The organism is Streptomyces sp. NBC_01077 (assembly GCF_045162855.1).
Taxonomy (GTDB): Bacteria; Actinomycetota; Actinomycetes; order Streptomycetales; family Streptomycetaceae; genus Streptomyces.
This window is the reverse complement of record NZ_CP108669.1, coordinates 308,914-329,034: the sequence shown is the minus strand read 5'-3', so window position 1 is coordinate 329,034 and position 20,121 is coordinate 308,914. Positions and strand designations below refer to the sequence as shown.

Annotated in this window: 16 protein-coding genes and 1 pseudogene; 3 read left to right on the top strand and 14 right to left on the bottom strand. The window is 62.4% G+C overall.

Annotated elements, in window-relative coordinates; genetic code table 11:
- Window positions 1-418: 418 nt before the first annotated feature.
- Window positions 419-1,114 carry a 5,6-dimethylbenzimidazole synthase gene (gene bluB, locus OG462_RS01470; protein ID WP_406053766.1) on the top strand — a complete coding sequence of 232 codons (696 nt, stop codon included), beginning with the start codon at window positions 419-421 and terminating at the stop codon, window positions 1,112-1,114.
- A 1,578-nt stretch (window positions 1,115-2,692) separates the two neighbouring features.
- Window positions 2,693-2,881, top strand: a pseudogene (locus OG462_RS01465) (transposase); the annotation flags it as partial.
- 174 nt (window positions 2,882-3,055) lie between these two features.
- Here the strand turns inward: OG462_RS01465 and OG462_RS01460 are convergent.
- On the bottom strand, window positions 3,056-5,731 hold the full coding sequence (locus OG462_RS01460; protein WP_406053764.1) for a LuxR C-terminal-related transcriptional regulator: 2,676 nt from the start codon (window positions 5,729-5,731) through the stop codon (window positions 3,056-3,058).
- A 936-nt stretch (window positions 5,732-6,667) separates the two neighbouring features.
- Between OG462_RS01460 and OG462_RS01455 the strand changes: the two genes are divergently transcribed.
- Window positions 6,668-7,474 (top strand): transposase family protein, encoded by an 807-nt coding sequence (locus OG462_RS01455; protein WP_406066300.1) that lies wholly within the window; start codon window positions 6,668-6,670, stop codon window positions 7,472-7,474.
- A gap of 529 nt (window positions 7,475-8,003) precedes the next feature.
- Here the strand turns inward: OG462_RS01455 and OG462_RS01450 are convergent.
- The 13 genes from OG462_RS01450 to OG462_RS01390 all read right to left on the bottom strand — a co-directional run bounded on the left by OG462_RS01450 (window position 8,004) and on the right by OG462_RS01390 (window position 19,706).
- Window positions 8,004-8,741, bottom strand: a complete 738-nt coding sequence (locus OG462_RS01450) for an ABC transporter permease (RefSeq protein ID WP_406053762.1) — start codon at window positions 8,739-8,741, stop codon at window positions 8,004-8,006.
- 20 nt (window positions 8,742-8,761) lie between these two features.
- On the bottom strand, window positions 8,762-9,754 hold the full coding sequence (locus tag OG462_RS01445) for an ABC transporter ATP-binding protein (protein WP_406053760.1): 993 nt from the start codon (window positions 9,752-9,754) through the stop codon (window positions 8,762-8,764).
- Window positions 9,755-9,864: 110 nt separating this feature from the next.
- Window positions 9,865-10,704, bottom strand: coding sequence for a lantibiotic dehydratase C-terminal domain-containing protein (locus tag OG462_RS01440; protein ID WP_406053758.1), 840 nt, complete (start codon window positions 10,702-10,704; stop codon window positions 9,865-9,867).
- Window position 10,705: 1 nt separating this feature from the next.
- Window positions 10,706-13,087 carry a hypothetical protein gene (locus tag OG462_RS01435; protein WP_406053756.1) on the bottom strand — a complete coding sequence of 794 codons (2,382 nt, stop codon included), beginning with the start codon at window positions 13,085-13,087 and terminating at the stop codon, window positions 10,706-10,708.
- A 23-nt stretch (window positions 13,088-13,110) separates the two neighbouring features.
- Entirely contained in the window at window positions 13,111-14,145 is a 1,035-nt protein-coding gene (locus tag OG462_RS01430; RefSeq protein ID WP_406053754.1) for a PqqD family peptide modification chaperone, read from the bottom strand.
- Window positions 14,146-14,449: 304 nt separating this feature from the next.
- A complete protein-coding gene (locus OG462_RS01425) occupies window positions 14,450-14,641 on the bottom strand; it encodes a thiocillin family RiPP (protein ID WP_406053753.1) in 192 nt (63 codons plus the stop codon).
- 6 nt (window positions 14,642-14,647) lie between these two features.
- Window positions 14,648-14,848, bottom strand: coding sequence for a thiocillin family RiPP (locus tag OG462_RS01420; protein ID WP_406053751.1), 201 nt, complete (start codon window positions 14,846-14,848; stop codon window positions 14,648-14,650).
- Window positions 14,849-14,904: 56 nt separating this feature from the next.
- Entirely contained in the window at window positions 14,905-15,102 is a 198-nt protein-coding gene (locus tag OG462_RS01415; protein WP_406053749.1) for a thiocillin family RiPP, read from the bottom strand.
- Between the two features lie 36 nt (window positions 15,103-15,138).
- Entirely contained in the window at window positions 15,139-15,345 is a 207-nt protein-coding gene (locus OG462_RS01410) for a thiocillin family RiPP (protein ID WP_406066298.1), read from the bottom strand.
- Window positions 15,346-15,374: 29 nt separating this feature from the next.
- Window positions 15,375-16,004 carry a nitroreductase family protein gene (locus tag OG462_RS01405; RefSeq protein ID WP_406053748.1) on the bottom strand — a complete coding sequence of 210 codons (630 nt, stop codon included), beginning with the start codon at window positions 16,002-16,004 and terminating at the stop codon, window positions 15,375-15,377.
- A 110-nt stretch (window positions 16,005-16,114) separates the two neighbouring features.
- Window positions 16,115-17,701 (bottom strand): hypothetical protein, encoded by a 1,587-nt coding sequence (locus OG462_RS01400; RefSeq protein WP_406053746.1) that lies wholly within the window; start codon window positions 17,699-17,701, stop codon window positions 16,115-16,117.
- Window positions 17,702-17,711: 10 nt separating this feature from the next.
- Window positions 17,712-18,341, bottom strand: a complete 630-nt coding sequence (locus tag OG462_RS01395) for a TOMM precursor leader peptide-binding protein (RefSeq protein ID WP_406053744.1) — start codon at window positions 18,339-18,341, stop codon at window positions 17,712-17,714.
- 12 nt (window positions 18,342-18,353) lie between these two features.
- Window positions 18,354-19,706, bottom strand: coding sequence for a YcaO-like family protein (locus tag OG462_RS01390; RefSeq protein ID WP_406053742.1), 1,353 nt, complete (start codon window positions 19,704-19,706; stop codon window positions 18,354-18,356).
- Between the last annotated feature and the right edge of the window lie 415 nt (window positions 19,707-20,121).

Sequence of the window (20,121 nt, the reverse complement as noted above, 5' to 3'; positions counted from 1 at the left end):
GGCTCTACGGATGAGTGACGGTGATCCGATCTGGCGGCCTGACGGAGACAGGTTCGGTGCGGTGGCCGGCGCGGTGAGCGGGTGCCACGTCGGTGTCGGAATGCGGGGAGAGGTGGCGCCGCGCAGCTGGGTGATCATGCCATCGGGCAAGCCTCCGACCCGACTGGACAACGCCGCCGGCAATCCCGGGCCGCCGCGAACGATCAGTGCTCCTGCGTGCGGCCGCGGCTCGGCCCTGGCGGCAGCCCGGGGTGACGCTCTGTCACTTCCCTGTACGTCATTCGAGTGGCGTTCTAGGCGAGCGCGTCAATCATTATCTGCCGATACATTCCATTGAGTAGCAATTGCTCACTTCGATGGAGCAAGTGATCGCGAACTGTGGATGGTGCTCAGCTGATCCCCTTCCAAGGAGGACGCTTTGAAGATCGACCTGACCCGGGAGGGCTGTATGCCCCCCGCCGCCAACGGGGCAGCAGCCGGGCCCGAGGAGTTCGGTCCGGGCTTCCGCGAGACGCTGTACGAGCTGTTCCGATGGCGACGGGACGTACGCCATTTCTCAACCGAGCCCATTCCGGACGATGTGGTGGAGCAGTGTCTGGACGCTGCCTGTTTGGCGCCCAGCGTCGGTCTGTCGCAGCCTTGGCGCTTTGTATCCGTCGATGCCCCGGACAACCGGACCGCCGTGGCGGAGAACTTCACTCGGGCCAACGCTGACGCACTGGCCGGCTACTCCGGAGAACGTGCGAAGCTGTATGCGACGTTGAAACTGGCCGGACTGCGCGACGCGCCGCGGCAGCTTGCAGTGTTCTGTGATGAGGGAACCACGCAAGGGGCCGGGCTTGGCCAGCGCACGATGCCCGAGATGCTGCGCTACTCGGTGGTCACCGCTGTCTTCTCGTTCTGGCTGCACGCGCGGGCGCACGGCATCGGCGTGGGCTGGGTTTCGATCCTGGACCCCGACGGTGTCGCCAGGCAGCTTGAAGTACCGCCGGACTGGCGACTGGTCGCTTACCTCTGTGTGGGGCGCCCGCTCGACCGGCACGAGACACCCGAGCTGCATCGGGTCGGCTGGCAGCAGAGCACACCGGTTGGGCGCCGCGTATTGCAGCGATGACCGGTGCTGCAGCGCCTGGGAAGCACCTGGCCGGTGCGCGACGCGCCCTGAGCCCAGCCCTGCTGTGCCGCTGGAATTGGACATGCTGTTTCTGCTGCCGGGCCGGTGGGACGGACGGCCATCGGCGGAACACCCCACGACGGCTCCGCCGTCGTGGGGTGTTCCGCTTCGCGGATGGCGACCTCGGTCGGACGCCGCCAGCAGAGCATCGCCACGGCTGGTGCAAGGACTAAATTCTCAGGGTGCGAGGCCGTGGTGATCGTGAGGCAGCGGATGCGCCACAGAGACGGTGATGGGTGGTGCGGGAGGAGGCTTGGTCCTGTTTCACCCCAGAATTCCTGCCGCTTCGTGGCCCGTGCTCCTTATGACCCCATCGATGTCCTTACCGGGTGCCTGCTGTGATGATCCGGCGCGCGATGCCGGTCATGCCACGTTGGGCGGCGATGGTCGCAACTCGCCCGCGCACACACGGCGCTGGAGTACTTGTTACTCCGGCCCGGTGTGGCATGGCGTGATCGAATAGGCCCGCTGTCAGAGCGGGTTTCGCGCTTTCGACGGCGAGGGGTGGTCGCAGCCGGGGGGCGTGCGGTCTGGCCGGCCCAGGCAGCTGTTCCCTGTGCCGGCCGTCCTGCCCGTTTTCACCGGGCGGGCAGGAACCCCTGACCTGGCTTGACGCGAAGCACTGTCTTTGGCGGTCCTTTGGGGCTGTCGTCGTGTTCGGCCGGGAGTCCCAGGAGCTTGTTGTAGCCGGCTGAATCGCCGGTGATATGGATCTTGGCCGAGCAGGGTGCCCGTGTCGTCGACGAATGCTACGTCGTAGTGTCGGTCCGCTCAGTCGAGTCCGCAGAAGACGGTCAAAGACACCCTCCAAGATCTGTTCGTTTATACAGGTCACGAGCACATTCGGGGTTCACGTGGCGCCCTGATCCCAGGACGTGTTGGTCGGCCATCTCAGCAGCCGTTTGCGACACCAGTGCGTACCAGGGCTCGATCTGCCTGCAGAGCTCGCGGGTGTTGCAAGAGACCGGACCCGGAGAGGACCCGCGCCGTGATCCTCAACGTTTGGACGGCGTCCATAGGTCTCGCGGTGGTGGAGGAGACCCCGGAAACGAGGCCGCAGTCCTGGGGCCCGTCACTCCGCGAAGTCCGCTGACGGTGCCGCCCTTTGAGGAGGCCTCGGCGGGGCCTGGCGGACTCAAGGCATCTGTTGTGAACGACGCCGATGTTCCCCACCCCCAGCGTCACGGAATAGGCCATGGGGATCGCGGAGGTGCACCGTCGTCCCCATGGGGAGGCCAGATCTTCCCCGGCCGCCCGAGGTTCAGGGTCGGGGCGGGCAGTCAAGGATGAGCGCAGCTCATGGCCTTGGCGACGCCGGAGGCGTCCTTGACGGCCCGGCTCGGCCCGCACACTTCGAGATCGGGCGGCCCCCTCAACCAGCACGGTCGTGTCGATGCCGACGCATGGGGACGAAGGAGGCCGGGATGGGGAATTACGTGAACGCTGACATCTGTCACAGGCGTGATGCGGATCGAGCCCTTGCACGAACGAGTTCGAACCGTCTACAGCACGGACTAGGGGGCTCGCACTGGACCCTCGTCGGTCGACCAGCGGCGGCCGGGCAGCAAGCACCACCTGATCGTCGACCGACACCGGACCCCGTTCGCCGTCTCCCTGAGAGGGGAAACAGGCATGACGTCACCCAGTTCATGCCACTGCTGAAGAGGCCGGCCCCGCCATCGGCCCCGCAGGCTGTTCGCCGGCCGCTCCGGGGTGCCCGATCCGGGCACCCCGGACTCCAGGGTCTCGTGTTGATGCTGTTCTCGTTGTTGACGGTCCCGGGGTGCTCGAGCCGCGGAGTTGGCCATTGGACCATCTCAGCCTCTGGCCACCGTTGCGCCTGCAGGATGAGGAGGGAGGCCTGCTGTGCCGTCCGATTGGTCAGCGGACCGGCTTCAGAGCAACACCCGATGAGGGTTTCAGCCCCAGGGCTTGGGCGAGGCCTCGACGGGTGGTGACGCCTAGTTTGGTGTAGGCGTGGTGCAAATGGTTGTCAACAGTGCGCACTGACAGGTGCAGGGCTTCGGCGATGTCCTTGCTGGTGGTGCCATGAGCGGCAAGCCGGGCGACCTCCTGCTCACGGGCAGTAAGAGCGAGTGTGGCTTCACTGATGGCTATCAAGGGCGTGCGGGCACCTTGGCAGCGGGAGGCATACGCCTGCGCGCACTGTATTGCTGCCGTGGCGCGGCGAGTTTTGCCGACTCGCCTCAATGCAGCGGCGGCCGCACTGGCGGCCTCGGCAGCGAGGAGATCGGCACCGACGGCGGTTAGTTCCTCCGCTACAGCCAAGCACTGGTCGGGGTCGTCCGCGGCCAATGCCGTTGCCAGGTGAGCGTAGGCGGCGGACAGCGCACCGTCGAAGGTGCGGGTGAGCTCGGCCAGTCTCTTGGCGACATCCTTGGCACCCCCGAGTCGAGCGATGTCGGTCAGGAGAAGAGCTTCGGAGGCGACGTGGCCGTTGCGTTTGGCTTCCTCTGCTGCTTCTGCCAACACAGTGCGGGCTTTACGCAGATTGCCGCGGGCGACGTGCAGCCATGCCTCGCCCAGGCGGTCCTCGCCGTTGTGGAAGCCCATGCTGGGGTAGGAGGCGGCTTCGTTTACGAAGGCCTCCGCCTCGTCCACTCTGCCCAGCACAGCCGCAGTAGCAGCGAGTCCTGCAAGTGCAGGCCGCAGCCCACGGTAGTTGCGGCAGGCGCGAGACAACGCGGCTGCCTCGGCGAACCAATGGCGTGCGTCCTCTGGGTGGCCGGCCAGCCATTCTGTATGGGCCTGATAGAAAGCAAGCCAAATGCCGACGAGGGGGCTGTGCACCTCGTCGAGCTCCTGCCGGGCGCGCCCTCCGATTTCACGTGCTTCATCCAGACGCCCTGCCTTGGCAAGCGCCAATACGAGGGGTATCAACTGTGCGACCGGGCGCAACAGTGTCTGGTCACTGATTCGGGAATGCCGTGCGTACGCCTCTTCGGCCTCCCTCACCGCGTCACTGGTGCGCCCGATGAGAGCCAGCGCCGTGGGCTTGACTGCGGCCCCCATCACCCAGATGTTGGGACTCGGAAATGTCAGCGGGTCGTCCCCGAGATCCTGCAGCAGCGTCAATCCACGCTCTGGATGGCCGGCGAATATCCTCATGAAGCCTTCGTTCACCCGAAGGCATGCCTGCTCTGAAGGACCGGAGAGCTCCGCAGCGGCTTCTTCGTTGACCGCGAAGGCCTCGGCGGTACGGTCTTTCGCCCAGAAGAGACTTGTGGTCCGGGCAAAGACTGCACTCAGCTTCTCGGAGTCATTGCTCGCCAGCTTGTGAGCGCCGATCAGCGCTTCATCGGCTGCCGAAGCGTGACCCAGCTCGAAGAGCGAGTTGCCGAGCAGCAGCAGACTCATAAATATGTGTTGATCGGCGGGTATGGCACGCAGCAGAGTGACAGCCTGCTGAAAATCAAGTGAATGGGAGGCGAGGGCGGCAGCCTGGATGAGCTGCATCGGGTCAGCTGTCCCGGTGGCAGTGAGCCGCCAGCTTGCGATGTGCAGTTGATCGTCCCTCCGTCTGGCCCCGTGGGACTCGATGCGGTGGACAAGTTCGAGCAGGAGGCCACGACGGCGGATGCTGGGAATCTTGGACCGCAGCACTTCCCCGTACAGGGGATGCGCGAGGGAGATGGTGGTGCGGCGCCGCTCCTGCAGGGTGTGCGTCAGTCCGGCCGCCTCGGTCTCCGCGAGAACGCCCCTCGGCGCCAATGCTTCGGCATCGGCCAGAGACATCGACTCACACAGGGCGAGCATCTCCAGCACCGGCCGGGCCCGCGCATCCGCCGATGCCAGGTGGGCGCCGATCAATTCGGTCAGCCGGGGAGTCCCCAACGGCTGATCCTCGGACAGTTCCCAAATCTGTCCGTCGTTGGTCAGCGTCCCGGACGACAATGCACCTTCAACTAGCTCCCGAAGGTAGAGCATGTTCCCGCCCGATGTGGTGTATAGCGTATGCACGGTGCGTTTCCCCACCGTGCCGCCAAGAGCGCTCCGGAGCGCCACGGCGACCTGCTCACGGTCGAGCTCGCTCAGGTCCACCCGGTAGATGGCGTCTCCGCCACAAAGGGCCTGCACTGCCTCACTCATCGGCTCCCCGTTACGCACCGTGCCGATCAGCCGCATCACTCCCACGTCCAGCAGTTGCCGCAGCAGTACTGCCGAGGTGGCGTCCAGGAGATGCAGGTCGTCGACCAGTACCGCCCATCGGCTGCGCTGCGTGCCAGACAGCACTCGAGCCACATCGGCGAAGCCTTTGACCGGATTGGAAAGATCCACACCGTCCGGGATCAAATGGGCGACAGCACCCAAGGGTATCGCGGCAGCGGCTGCCGATGCGGTTACCCGAGCGATCTTCCAGCCGTCCTGCTTCGCCCAGGAGAGGAACTCATCTGCCAGCCGGGACTTGCCGGCTCCACCAACCCCGAAGATCACCGTTCCCTCGGCTCGCCTGGCCGCCCATGCCTGTTGAAAGCCCTTGAGCTCGGTCTCTCGGCCGACCAATGGCCACTGCGCGGTCCTGGTTTGCGTGTTCACGACGACTTCCTCTCGGCGTGCCCGGTTGCCTGAGGAGAATGGCCCGAAACTGCACGCTTAACACTGCTCTGCTCAAGACAGCGCGCCAGAGTGGGTGTACAGAGAATGCCCGCACACGTCACAGTCGGCGCCTGTGTGTGATCTGGTCCCGTCCGCTGTTCACAGTCCTCCCACCGGCTGAGGCGCGCATCGTTCGGCGGCTGCCGGTGTGAAGCCATGGCAGCCAAGGGCAACGTAGGGATCAGCAGAGTGTCGGGGGATGAGCAGTCGTTACCTAGTTGACCGATAGTCTTGGGGCCCCCGAATGTCGAGTGCCTGGATGAGCGGGACCGGACCCGCCGGATGGGGCCCGCCCGAGACACCGAGATGCAGCAAGCGTCGACCTATACCGGCACGGACTGCGTCCGGCCGGTGCCCTGCAGTACGACGTGGAGTGCACTTGGCCCTCGAAGACGAGCCAGGTCCACTGGCCGCCGCGAGTCTTCCGCGCAGGGCCACGCCTCCTTGGCCTACCCGGCCACCGCCTCATCCCGCTCGATCGCGTGTTGGGCCAGTACCTGGCAGGACCAGCCGTTGCGTACCAGGAGCTTGCGCACGCTCTGGAGGTGCAGGTCAGGTGGAAGCGCCGGTCGAACACCGCCTTCACGCAGCTCAGGGTCCAGCGCTGGTCTTTCCTGCCGTGAGCGGCCGGCTCCTTGGCCGCCTCCGCCTCCAGCTGGGCGAACTGCTTCTGCCTCAACCTCGGCAGCGACGCCGGCCCCTGCGACCGCAGGGCCCGCGGACCGCCCTGGTCCCACATCTGCCGCCATCGCTGCACCGGGCGGACTCTGACCCGCAGGTCTTTGGCGATCACTGAGCCGTTTTCATCCTGTCTCTGTGGGGTGAAATAGCAGGTCAGTAGGGGTGCGCAACGAGTCGGGGCTCCTGGTCGTTGTGGTGGTGTTCTCTACGCACCACGCATCGTCCGAGGAGCCTCGCCTGGTCCCGTCCCGTGCCACGGCCGACGTCCCGCATGAGCTGGCCGAGCACGTTTCCTGGCTCATCTGCGCGCGAAGGTGTGAACGCCGTTCGCGGTGGCGGAAGCCGGGGTGTTTCCAGCAGGCCCTGCTCGCGCTGGTGCACCTGCACAGGAACGGGACGCTGCCCGCCCTGGCAGCCGGCTTCGGTATCCCGGCAGCCACTGCCTGGCGCTACGCCGACGAGACCCCCGGCATTCTCGCGGCATGGGCGCCGGGCCTGCACGAGTCCCTGACCGGCCTGGGCGAGGGCGACTTCGTCATCGCCGACGGCGCCCTGATTCCCATTGCCCGCATCGCCGCCGACGAGCCCTGCTGCTCGACGAAGCACCGCAAGCACGGCTCGAACGTGCTGGTCATCGCCCGGCCCGACGGCACACCACTCTGGTTCTCCCGCGCGGCACCCGGCCGCACCCACGACCCGACCGCAGCCCGCGCCCACGGCATCGCCCAAGCCTGCCTCACCAGGCAGATCTCTGCCCTCGCAGACCGCGCCTGCCAGGGCGCCGGCGCCACCGTCCGCACCCCGTACTACCACCACCGCGAACAGCCCGAGCACTACCAGCAGTTCAACCGCGACCAGGCCAGACTGAGAGCCCCTGGCGAACGCGCCTTCGCGCAGCTGAAGTCCTGGCGAATCCTCCGACGAGCCAGGTGCTCCACCCGCCGCATCAGCACCATCGTTCAGGCCGTCCACACGCTGCTGACCTGTGGCTATTCAGGATGAAAAACGGCTCACTGAGACCGCCTCTCCCTGAGTGAGCTTCTTCAGCGGTCACTCCAGAGGATGAGTGGCTGGCTGAGGTTGACTGCCCTCTGAGCTGCGGCAGCGCAAAGCTCTCGTGGGCCCAATTGTCACCCGATCGGTGGCCACTCTGAAGAAGCTCAGTGAACCTCTCAGCCGCCCTGAGCCGTAGCGTAGTCACTTCCCGGATACCGCAGCTGACGACCGGCCGGCAGCTCTACGACTCCACGAGTTCAACCTCAGTAACTCATGACACTCCCGGTATCTCCGGTGCTTCAGGTACGAGTCAGAGCCGGGGGATTTGATCCCTCCATCGGGATTGGATAACCAGCCCGGATAGCTCAAGCCGAAATGCCTGCGCCTACTCTCATTTGAACCAGAATCTGACTTTGATCCCCGTGGTTCCCTGGATCACCGAATGGGATCTGCTATCGGCGATGTCCAATCTGTGAAGGTAGAAGCCTTCCCGCCGACTCGCCCTCAGTACACAAGCTTTCTCCGAGTTGGATTTCTATTGATCTTCGCCTTGATCCCATTTGAATGTCCTGATAGAGGCAAAAATCGCCATGCAGGCAACGCTGACGACGACCAGGACTGAAAGCCATGCAGGGTGAGACGACTTACTCTCAGATATCTGTGTCATCATCAGGTCTGCGTAGAATGTAGTGGGCAAGAAGCTCAAAACATTCGCAAGGGCTGATGGCATCAGCCAGAGCGGAAATGCCAAACCACTCAGGAAGAGAGACGCGAGCTGCAGTAGGTTGCCGACATTTGCCGCGGCGTTCGCGGACTTCAAGCGACCGCCGATAAGATAGCCGATGGATCCGAACATGGCCATGCCGAGCAACGTGATACCAAACATTACCGGCACTGCAGAGATGGCTACCGCCCCGATAGCGACTGCCACGGTCAGAAGTAGCACCGATTGGAAAGCCACCATCACTACTCGTATCGCCATATGGGTCATGATAAGTCGAGTTCGGCCAAGCGGAGTTGTCCCGAGGAGTTTCAGCGTTCCTTTGGTTCGCATCTCTGTCAGCGGCCCCGCGGTAACGGTCAGGGCGCTACTCGTAACCGCCAGGAATAGTGACATGGGAATGACTGTAGCCGTGAAGTCCGGAACGCTGGGACCCTTCGGGAGAAGTGCATTTATACCCAAGAATATGCCGAGCATTCCGAACGGGAAGACCAGAGCGAAGTAGAAGTATTTGCTGTCCCGGACCAGTTCGCGGGCGTGAAGTAGCGTCATCTCTCGAGTCGCGGTTGATATCACAGTTTCGCCTTCCTGGTGCGCTCGGCGGACTCTGTGTGGTCAGCCTCGGCAAATGCTCTGCCAGTGAGTTTACGAAAGACCGCATCCAGGCTGGCTTCTCGGATTTGAATCTTCCTCGCCGCCACGGGACCGGTGAGAATCCCCAGTACCGAGTCTGAATCCATGGTCCGGAGCCGTACTTGAATACCGGTGTCGGATTCGTGCGCCACTAGATGCGAAACCGCACTGTGATCTTTAAGGAATGTCAGATCAGTGTCCGGGGACACAGTAAAGTGCAACTCCTGCTCAGGAGCATGATTGCGCATGAGTGTATGAGGGTCACCGCACGCGACCACCCTGCCTTGGAAGAGGATGGCGACTCGATCGCACAACATCTCTGCCTCCTCCATCGAGTGAGTCGACAAAAGTGTGGTGCCACCGGAATCGGCATGCATGCGGATAGCATCCCAGAGTTCCTGCCTGGCGTTGGGGTCTAGCCCTGTTGAGGGTTCGTCAAGAACGAGAACCTTCGGTCGGGAAATTAACGCGGTTCCAACCAGGAGCCGCTGTCGCTGACCACCTGATAGCTTGGAAACCCGGACGTCCCTGGCGCCTTGTAGACCCATCCGCGAAATGACTGAATCGACGCTGTCTGGCTCCGGGTACAGTGATGCCCAAGTGCGTAGAAGCTCGGCTACAGTCTGGTTCTCGAATAGTGCTGCTTGCTGAGGTTGAATAGCAGCACAACTACGCAGCTTGTCCCGCTCTCTCGACGGATCAATTCCCAGGATGCGGACAGTTCCGCTGCTCGGTGCGCGGAGCCCCATCATGATTTCGATGCTTGTTGTTTTGCCTGCACCATTAGGTCCGAGGAGGCCAAAGATTTCCCCGGGGAGAACACCGAGATTGACATTATCGACGGCGGTGATGTCGCCCTGTGGCCCTCTGTAACATTTCGTCACATTGGTCATCAGGATTGCCGCTTGAGGCATCATCAGATGATCACTCATCGCTACCCGCCTTCCTTGAGTGCGTGGAGCCAAATTTGGGTTTTGCGTGCAGTCTCGCCGAGGTTAGTGCCTTCTTTGATCACTTTCGGTTCCTGGTTTCGTTATGGGGGCTAGGTGGGTATCTGGGACGAGGAAATAAGCCCCAACAGGCATTCTTCGGCGGGGAGGAAGCCCCAGCGGTTGAGGTCCATATGCATGTAATAGAGAAGCAGTTGGGATCGAGTGACTGGCAAGGCTGCAGCCTGACCGATATCCAGGACGTTACGGATGGTATCGACATGCTTCCGTAGCCCCGGCTGGTAATCGAGTTGGTTTTCGGTGCTCGACTCGATTTCAGACACTCGGCGGCGCAGCAGCGCTCTCAGATCTTCCCGCTCTGGAATGACCATCCGAAGCTGCCATCCCCAGTGCCGCCTGTGCTCTGCCCAGAATGCCTTCTGGTCATCGAGTGGCAGGGCCTCGCTGACAATTGACTGCATGTACTCGATGGCAAGAGCCGCACGGCCGAGGCGGTGATCCAATCCTGCTAGATCTTGCTCGGCGTACCAGGAGGTTGAGGCCGTGAATAGCTTCTCTGCAAGATGCACACCTCTCTCACCCCCGTACCTGGCGAGCTCGGGTGCGTACAGACGGGTCCGAACGAGACTGCTGCGGGGTACACCGGAAAAGGCGGCCCCGGGAACGAGCCGTTCACTGGGTGTGCCGGGTTTCAGGGTTCTGAGCAGGCCGGCGATCTCCTCAGTGCGACTGTACAAACGATCTGCCCCGTCTGCAGTGCACTGGACACGCATTCTTAGGTGATGACCCGAAGTGTCCCAGTAGCGAATGAAGAACCACTTCGCTGCTGACTCTTGGCGTGCTTGAACCTTGAGCCAGGGGATGAGGACACGGGTCGCCTCGTCCATCAGCTCTGCACGTCCGGGATAAGCGCAGACATACCACCAGTCCATCTCACACCTCCCGCGGCCAGAACAGCAGCGCAGCATGCTCAGTTACACGGCGCCGGCCGCCGAGGTCGGCCTGCGGCTGCAGGTGACGCTGGGGCAGAGCCTCGACCATGCGGACATGCCCGGTGCTGGAGCCAAGCCAGTGCAGGAGGACTTCAACGGACAGCGGCGAAGCCAGCGAAACCCACATGGGTTTGCGGTCGGCTCCGAGCGGTGATCCTGCGCCGGTCAACTGGTGTACGAAGAGTTCTTCCGGCATGTTGTTGGCCCGGCGGAACTCGTCCAGCCGCATGGCAAATTCGGCCTCGCGGTGTCGGCTGGGTTCAGGCCGAGGAATCCTAGTGACAGGCACGACCCACGAAGCGCGCCTGGTGACGAGCCGACCACTGGAGATCCTAGGAAGCGCTTTGACGTCCTCAGAGCAGTGCTCATACAAACTGTGGCTCATGGTGTAGTCGGAGTGCGGTGATCCGTTGATCCAGGGGTCCGCCAGGACTGCCAGCAGTCGTACATACGACTGCAGCATGTGCGGTGGTATCAGTCCCAGGTACACAAGGCCAATGGGCGCTCCGTGCACGTCGTACAGCGACACGGTGTCGGTGGCAGGATCATGCTTCAGGACAAGGTCGTCTAGCGAGGTGCCGTTCTCAGCCTCGATCTCACCTGGAATCATCAGCGATGGCAGCAGCCCTGAGCACTGGGCCTGGGCCGTGTTGCAATCAGTCCAGACAACTAGCTCCAGACACTGCAGGCCGTTCCAACTGCGTTCGACATGGCCGGTGAGCTCAGCCCGGAATTCCTCTCCCAGCAGTGCGCTGAACCTGGTGAAGAGCCCGCCGCTGCCTGGATTGAACTGATTAACGACTATTCGGTGACTTCCTGGTTCTTCGGAGAGCTCCTCAACCTGAAATAGAACGCTCGTGCCAGGAGGTGCGCTCGTAGGTCCGACCGGGAGTCGGGAACGATGGTTTGTCTCCTTCCCTCTGGTCGAGGCGTCCGATGCCAGGGCGGCTTCGAACTGCGGATTCGAATCACGGTCCACAGTGAGTCGCATGAGGAAGCCCAGCACGTCGCGGCAAGTACCTCCCGGACCGAATTCATCCCGGAAGCGGTCGACGATAAGATCGTAGACATGGGACCGGAAGACGTAGGGCCGCACCTGTTCCCCGAGACTTTCGAGACCGGCGTGGACTTCAGTTGAGTCGCAAGGGTTAGGGAGGAGGAGCTCGGTCTCCCTGTCTTCATACAGAAGGGCTGTGTCCAGCTCACGCTGCCCCCCGGCGCGCGCTCCCCAGTCGGCTGTGAGCCGCCGAATCCGCTCGACTGCATCGATCCGGGACTGAACGTCCATGTGGTGAGCAGTTGCGCCCGTACGGCGTACCTGCGACAGGACCTTAGCCAGTTCCGGCACGTATGCCGCAACGGTTTCGAGAGCGAGGAGAGGGTCCTGCCCCTGGCGCCAAGGCGCTATGGGGTAGATCACACCCGAGTCGAGGAGCCGGAGGAAGCGGGAGAAAGGCTGCTTGCCGCCCATCTTTCTGAGGAATTCGCTCAGTGTGAAGCGCTCGGGGAGTCGGCTGATCCATGTCAGAGCATGATCGGCTTCGACGACGCGTTCCTGGCGCCAGATGGCACCGGCCGCCGCGGTCAGCTCCGCCTGCAGCATGAGCCCGTTGGGCTCTTGAGGACCCCCGGGGCGTACCGGCGCTGTCCGGTACTCGATGAGGTCTGCAGTCTCCCTTGTGCGGGCGATGTATTCCAGCGCCACGTAGGCCGTGGCCGCGGAAACCCGGCTCTGGGCGCGGCCGAGCCCTTGGGCGCCGGCCTGCCCCACGGCGGTCAGTCCCGAAAACGGACTGGTCTTCGCTGACGTCCGAGACACATAGGAGTACAGCGTCCTGATACTTTTCGGAGACGCGGCACGATGCTTGCCGTGCCGCATCCAATCAGGGGCAGCCAGTGCCAGCGACTCAGCAAACCGATCTGACTCCATGAGGGCTCTGAATCGTTCGACCATTTCGGTGCGGTCAGCCTCCAGTTGGCGGCCGAGTGCCTCTCGCAGGTCCATCTGGTGTTGAGCCAGATCCATCCATGCCTCGACCTGGGCGAACTCCTGCGCCGTGGCCCGGGCTGCCAGTCGCTGGTGCGCTTGCGCGTTCCAGGGGAGGGGGGCAAGCCTGCCGACGGCTCGCTTGCCCGCAAGGACCTGACGGCGCAGCGGCACATCGTCGTCCAGGAGGGGGATAAGACCATAGAGAAAGTCGATGAGAGCTGGCGCCGCATTCCTGAGTTGCTCGTCGTGTTCGGCCAGTTCGGTAAGCAATCCTCGGGTGGACGAGCTGACGATGTCCAGCACATCTGCTGGAAGACCGGCGATCCTGGTCATGACCGGCGAGGAGACAATTGTCATTACATCACCGCCGTCGCTATTCCGCGAAGCATGCTGAAGGCTGCCCCGAGGACGTAGGCGCCCGATACGAGTCCGTATACGGTATAGGCAGCCTTGGCGCGCTTGCTCAGGTGTTCCAGGTGAGCCGGGAGTTCGGCCCGGCGCACGCGGCTCTTAAGTAGCGTAAAGGCCCGCCCGCGGGTGTCGACTGATCCGATGCTGGCCTCAATGGCCGAATAGCCGTCACTCGGGAACAGGGGGTTAAGGTTGATAACCAACCCGAACATCTGCATGGCCACCACATATGTCGCCACGTGCTGCACAAGCCCATCCGAATTGACGGCCACCAGACCTGCCACGCCCGTGATCCAGCCATCACTCATTATGCCCGCGAGTGCAAGTGCGACGCGACCCTTCCTGCCACGGACTCGGTAGGCGTCGGTGCGGTCCACGTAAGCAAGAGGCATAAAATAGAACAGCAGGGCCACGCCGAGTCCGCGAATCGGGACCTTGAGAACCTGTGCTACTAGAGCGTGCGCACTCTCGTGCACGAACATGATGGCTATCTGAATCACGCCAGCGCATGCAAATGCCAAGCCGACTTTTGGAGTAATCGGCGGAACGCTGGTGAAGAGGGCATGGAAAGCGAAGGCGAATCCGAGGATTGCACCAGCTGCGAACAATCCGCATATCAGCCCGAGGGGGCCGCTTCTTAGTGCACTCGCTATTGGTTCGAGTAGTTTTGGAAGAGATTTCGAGATGACGAAACGAGGCATCAGCATGTCGCCTCGGAAACGGCCGCCAGCCGCCTTCTTGGCGTCCTTCTTTGGAAGCTGAGATCCAACTAGCAGGCCACTTTCCTCGAGCGTAACAAGGAACGAACCTACCTGCTTGCCCACTTTTTCAGATCTGCTCGGATTGTGTCGGGAGAGGAACTCAATGAGCTCCTCAGTGGTACGAGTGCCATCCAGGAACGACAGTACCTTGACGGCGGCCGGCGTGATCCTGTGGTAATTTCCGGTGACCGGGTCAAAGATTAGTGGAATATCGTCCATTCCGCTAATAACTTGAAGTTCGGTTCGGATCTGAACTAGTGAGTCAGCCATTCGTCTACTACCTTCCGGATCGCTTGTTGCATGGGATCCTGAAATCTCTTCACATGTGGTACGGGCCCGGAGCCTCAGGCCTTTCGTCAGACTCCGGGCCCGACCTTCAAATCGGCAGATCTCAAAAGCGAACTAGAGGGAATTCAGGGGAGTCGATTCATGGAGTAGTGCTCGATCCCTGTATGCCGTGATTCCCCTTTTGGGCGGCGGGAAAGTATTCCCAGGCGCCTAGCTTGATTCGAGCCCCCTGCTATCACCGTGGGACTAGATCGCCACCACCGCTGAGGGTGGATGCCGTGCTCACAGACGAGGCCGATGTGAGAGGGCATGAGGCAGTTGTGGCACTACCATAGGTTGCAAAGCAGTCGGAGGGAGCATTTCCTTCGGGAAGTGCTTCGATCCCGAGGTCGCTTTCCACTGCGTAGAGGTCGAACTCGTTTCCCATAACTACCTACCTTTGAGTAAGGGTTCCGGGGGCTACGCCACCCTCGTACGTCGATGCGCTCATTACGCTTGCGGCGGTTCCTGCCGGGCAGGAAGCCGTTGAGAGGGTGGAAGCGCTCAACCAGCAGTCGAGAGCATTGCCCTGGGGGAGCTCTTCGAATCCGACGTCCCCCTCCACAGAGTAGAGATCAAATTGATTCTCAGGCATGTGGAATTCTCTCTTTCGTCTTACGAGCGGCATATATCCATCCGCTCATGAGGGGGTTAGGTGGTTAGGCCGCCGGCGGGGGGGCAGACCGAAGCTGCGGTGGAGACTGATCCTGCGGAACTGACAGGGCAGCTGGCCGTGCTCGCGGTGCCGGTGGAGCTATAAGTGCAGAGGGCCGTGCCTTCCGGGACCGTCTCCAGCGACAGTCCGTCATCCGGTAGATCCACAGAGTGCAGATCGATTTGAGTGTTCATTGATCCTCGCTTTGATGAATTAATGACTGATTGGTGCTAATTGGCGGAGAGCGCCGGGGCGGGTGCAAAGTCGCTCGTGTAGCAGCCCCACGTCGAGAACGATCCAGCCGACGTTGCAGGGCACGAGGCCGAGCTAACGCTGGTAGTGGTGGAAACGGACGCCGATGGGGCGCTGCTCTCGGCGAGAGACTCCAGCTCCAGTCCCTCCTCGAACGCGTAAAGGTCAATCTCTGGTTCGCGCATTGTCATTCCCTTCTGGGAATCGTTGGGATTCATTTCTCTTGAATGGACTCGCCAGTATGAGCTGAGTCCACTTCATCCCCGGCGTATGGTGGGACACCCAACGCCAGAGCGAAGATCGGGTGACGACTTGCACCGTCGTTGCATAGCGGCTCACGGATTGATGCCTGGATAAGGCCTGCAAAGACGCCACCTGCAAGACCATGAGAAACGGCCTCAAGCCACATCGAATATGCTGCTGCCGAGGCACGGCCAAGAAGTAGTCGGTATCCATGCGGGCCATGCGCCTCAAGAGCACCATCCAGGTCCGCCGCAATTGAGATGATGACGGCGGAGTCACAGAACTCTCGCTGGATCGTCATGTCGTAGAGCGTCTCAGGGTCGGGAAGCGGTGCCACCGGTGTGTACGAGAACGTCTGGGAAGAAAAGGAAAACATCCCCTGTGGTAGGCCGCCGACCCGCATAGCAACCACATCGGCTTGGAGGGAAGTATGGGTCTGTTCGTCCGGCCAGGTTCCGCAATCATCCTCGAACCCGCGGCCGATGATCCTGCTGACAAGCCCAGCCGGAACCGGGTCCGGGGCGAACGTCCTGACCGACCTCCGGGCACACAGTGTGGTGAGCAGATCTGCCTGTTTCCAGTCCCCCGGCCTGAATTGCATCGCTGGTCCGAGCGGATGCGGCCGACGCGGCGACCTCTCAGTCACAGGGGATGCCGGGGGTGGCGAGCGGAAAGCACGAATGAACTCTGCCGCGAGCCCAGTTGCATCATTCATCTTGGCACTCCGAGGTCTATGACGGCAGTGATCGGGTAATGGTCGGCATCAACTCCGGCAGCAGCGGCGAGAGCATCGTCGTCCCAGCGAGTTCGCGGCGAGAATTCAAGACGCAGTGCACGCGCTGCGACGCGAGCAGCAGCCTGGGCGCATCCGCTGTCCAGGAGAATGATCCGCAGAGCGAAGGCCGAGTACTTGGATGCCACCTTGCCGTAGTCACCTGTCAGAACCAGGGTGAGTGGTGCACCATGCGGGTCCTCCTCCACCGAGGGTGAGAGGCTGGCGAGCCGGTGTTCGGCAGGAATATAGGCATACACGCCAGAATCAAGGCCTGGTACATCCCGCACTATGCAGAACACGCCTGCTGAGCCGAGATTGCCTCCGGTTGCGGTCCACCGTAGGACTTTGCCGGCTTCCTCTCCCTGGATGCCAGCGGTGACTTTGAGCAGCAGGGAGAGCTCTTCTGTACCCAGTGCCGCTGTGGGCTGCTTCCGCGCCAGGTGCTCGAAAGGCGGCTCTGGAAGACTGACAACCCGTGCGACCGGCCAGGCTTTCGAGACATGCTGCAGGGCCAGATTTGATGGCCGGTAGTGCATCTGGTGTGCTTTGGGATCTGCATACTGCTTGGGCGGTATGGCTACATGCGCCTCGAATCTGGCGGCCAGGGACGCCTGCTCCGCGAGCGGCCCGTCGACGACAGAGCAGTTCGGGCACCCTGAGCGTGTCGCTGACGAGAGGTCAGCGATACGGAGAGTCTCAAGATCCACACGACGCCACCGAAGCGGTAGGGTCGTCGGGGTGGAGCGGGAGACCAAGGCGAACAGCTCTCTGGCGAAGAGAGCTGCGGCGAGCGCATGGTCCCCGTCGGTCGCCACACGTTCGTCGCTCTTGTCCTCGGTGACCAGGCAACTGAAGCAAGGGGTGACGCCAGCTTGCACGTAAGGCCCGAAATCAGCGAGGCGCCCGTCGATCCGCAGCCTGATCAGGGGCAGCCGATGCGTCCAACAGTGCTGCACCAACTCCGCGGATGGACTGCCCGCACACACGGCCAGCGTCGTTCCAGGCTGCGGTAGCTCTCGATCAGAGACTACGACCGGAAGCGCCCTGGCAAGCTCGGACTGGACCAGGCCTGCCAGCGTACGGTCTCCGAAGACCTCGACCTGCGCTCCGTGAAGGCGCGCTGCAGCCTGCTCCCAAGTCGGGTTGGCCCCAGTGGAGTCGCCCATCCGGGAAAGAAAGTCAGCCAGTGCATCATGTACTTCGGCCAACGACTCGGCGGGCGGTCCCTCCTCAATGACTCCGCACGTCCAGAGCAGGGAAAGCACCTTGAAGATCACGTCGTCGGACTGGCCCAACTCACGGGCGAGTGAAGGGTGATCACGTGTGCCGTCGAGCTGCGCGAGCAGGCTGGGAAGCAGATCGGTTGCCGTGCGGCCCCGCAAGAGCTGCTTCTTGGGGCCGCCCTCAATTACGATCTGGTCTTCCTCAGCGGTGATGACTAGACCTCTGCGTACACGTGGCTTCAGGGGAATCCTCAGTTGAGGATCTGTCCTTGCCGCGGCCCCGATGACGTCGGCTGTCATTGCCGCTTTGTCATTCATTTCCTTCTCCCCTCTTCGCCAGCTCAAGCTCGTTCCATATTTCGCCGCCTGCAAGACTAGGAGGGCTGCACCTTGAACATCGGTGCGCTCGGGCTACAGATGCTCTGCTTGTGATCCCGTTGATTTGGTCGAACCGCCGTACCGTGCCGCCGAGGCCCTTTGAGTTTCCGCTGAAGGCCTCGTTGATTGCTTGGCGTGCGAACGCAACGGCGATGCCTACATGATGATCGGGATAGCCCGTCGGGTGAGTCGCACCGTCCGGTTTGATTTCGCGTCTGGCCGCCGCGTGCTGATTCCTGCGACGGACGAAGCACTGGTAGCAGGCGGTGCGGCCGGGATCAACCAGTGGTCCACACTGGATTTCCGTGGGGCTGCTCCAGACAGGAAGCCACGGAATGCGCCGGACGAAAGACACTTGGTCGATGCTGTCGGCCAGAGCAGAGCGCTCGTGCGAGGCTGCCAGCACGATCATGTCTGCGTATGGCCAGAAGCTGGGATGTGTGGCAGGCTCAACATCCTGGACCACGGCGTGATATTGATCCTCCAGGCGGCTGGCTACATCCTTACCGAAAGCGCCGGCCGTGAGCACGAGAAGACGAGGGCCTTCAGAGATAGACTTCATGAGATCCTGTCTTCACGCGAAGGGCTGAGGGTTGGGATTGATGTGTTCCTCGTCATGTACGCTGTGCCCCATGGCCTCGGGAGCCTGGTAGAGGCGACGGTGACCGAGGTACCGCGCTCGATGGGCAAAGGACAGCGGCATGAGCTGCGGCACCATGACCTTGACGACGCTGGCGCCGACTTGCCTGGCCTCATCAGTGGTGAGGTCTGCTACCAACACTTCACACCCTGCTCTGGCCATGCGCTCCAGCAACCAGGGCAGGGGACTTGACAAAGCGTCGGGAACTGGAAGATCGGACAGCTTTCGGACCGGGCGGTCTCCCTCCAGCAGGAAGTCAAACAGGTGTCGCTGCGCGACCGGCCCTGCCAGCAGTGCGCCGCCTACCACGCTCTGCGTATCCTGTGGGTCCACATCCGGTGCTCTGCCTGCCATGGATCGCAGAGCGATGCGAAGCGATGCTGTCTCACGGTAGAGTTTGGCAACGCCCTTGGCCGGGTCGAGATCGCAGGTAGCAGCGACGACCTGCGCCAATACGGGATCATGGTCCGCTAGCTGCAGGCCATAGATGACGGGGACGCCGAGGTCGGTGGTGGCATCGAACAACAGTGTTCGCAGGTTGCGAGATGTGCCGCGTTCAACGTAAGCGCGGTACTCAGCAGGCAGCTCCTCCAGCTCGAACTCAAGCCGCGGGAGGCGTAGCCGCTGGAGCCATGTCAGTGAAATAGAGTCACGCTCGATGACCTCCAGCAGCCCGTTGACGACTGCGCTGACGGGGTCACCATGTGCTGCGCACCCAGTTGAGACGGGGTGGACGAAACGCTCGGCTGTGGACTCAGGCATGCAGCGCAGGTACACCTGCACGGCCGGGATGTACACTGCGCGCCCGCGTGTCAGGGACCACCCCTTCACCCACCGAAGGGGAATACGCGGATCCGGCGGGAGTAGACCGCAGTTGGGGTGAGTGAACTCTCGCTCCGAACACTGAGGCCAGTCCCACGGCGGGATCGCATCATCACCCAGCTCGGCAGCGGTAGCCCAGATCATGTCTGCCGGATCCCATGCGCAAGACGAGTAACGCTCGAGCGACTCGGCGACCGCAAGGTGCGAGGCGAGCTCATAGTCCAGGGCGCCGCCGGCGCCATCAAAATTCCCCGAAGCGGGATCGTGCGACCAACTGCTCTGGGCGGTTAGTACCTCGCCAGGGTTCCCCAGGGATCCCGACACGATCTGGTACTCCGGCTCTCCCTCCGTCGCCTTCAGCCAGGACAGCCTGGAGACCAAGCCGAATGGGGAGACCAGGTCCATCATGGATTTGAGCGATGCGGGGATTGTTGATGCTTGTACTGGTTCGTTGAGCGTCGTCATGCCGCGTGCTCCTGTTGTCGCTATGTCCCAGGGTGGGATGACTCACGCGCCCAGAGGCGTGCTCGCAATGCGATCGTGCAGGGTGTGGCCAAGCAATCGGGTGAGCAGGTCATGCTCATCTTGAGTGCAGGCGTGTGTTTACCCAGCTCAACGGCCTCTTCGGGCAACTCCTCCGGGGGAAGGAAGGGCGGGTCGCTGGCCGTTCAGCCTGCGGATCGAAGCCGAAAGCGTCAAGATCTCCACCTGAACCGTTCCGGGTTGGGTAGAGACTTCAGACGTTGGTTGTGACCTGGGGTTTCGTGGTCGCTCGGTAGTGGCTGACTTCGTAGTCGGCGGCGGGACGTGGCCTGTCTCAACGTGGAGTCGCCGGTGTTGTACCAGTGGATGTACTCGACGGTGGCGAGCTCGACCTGGG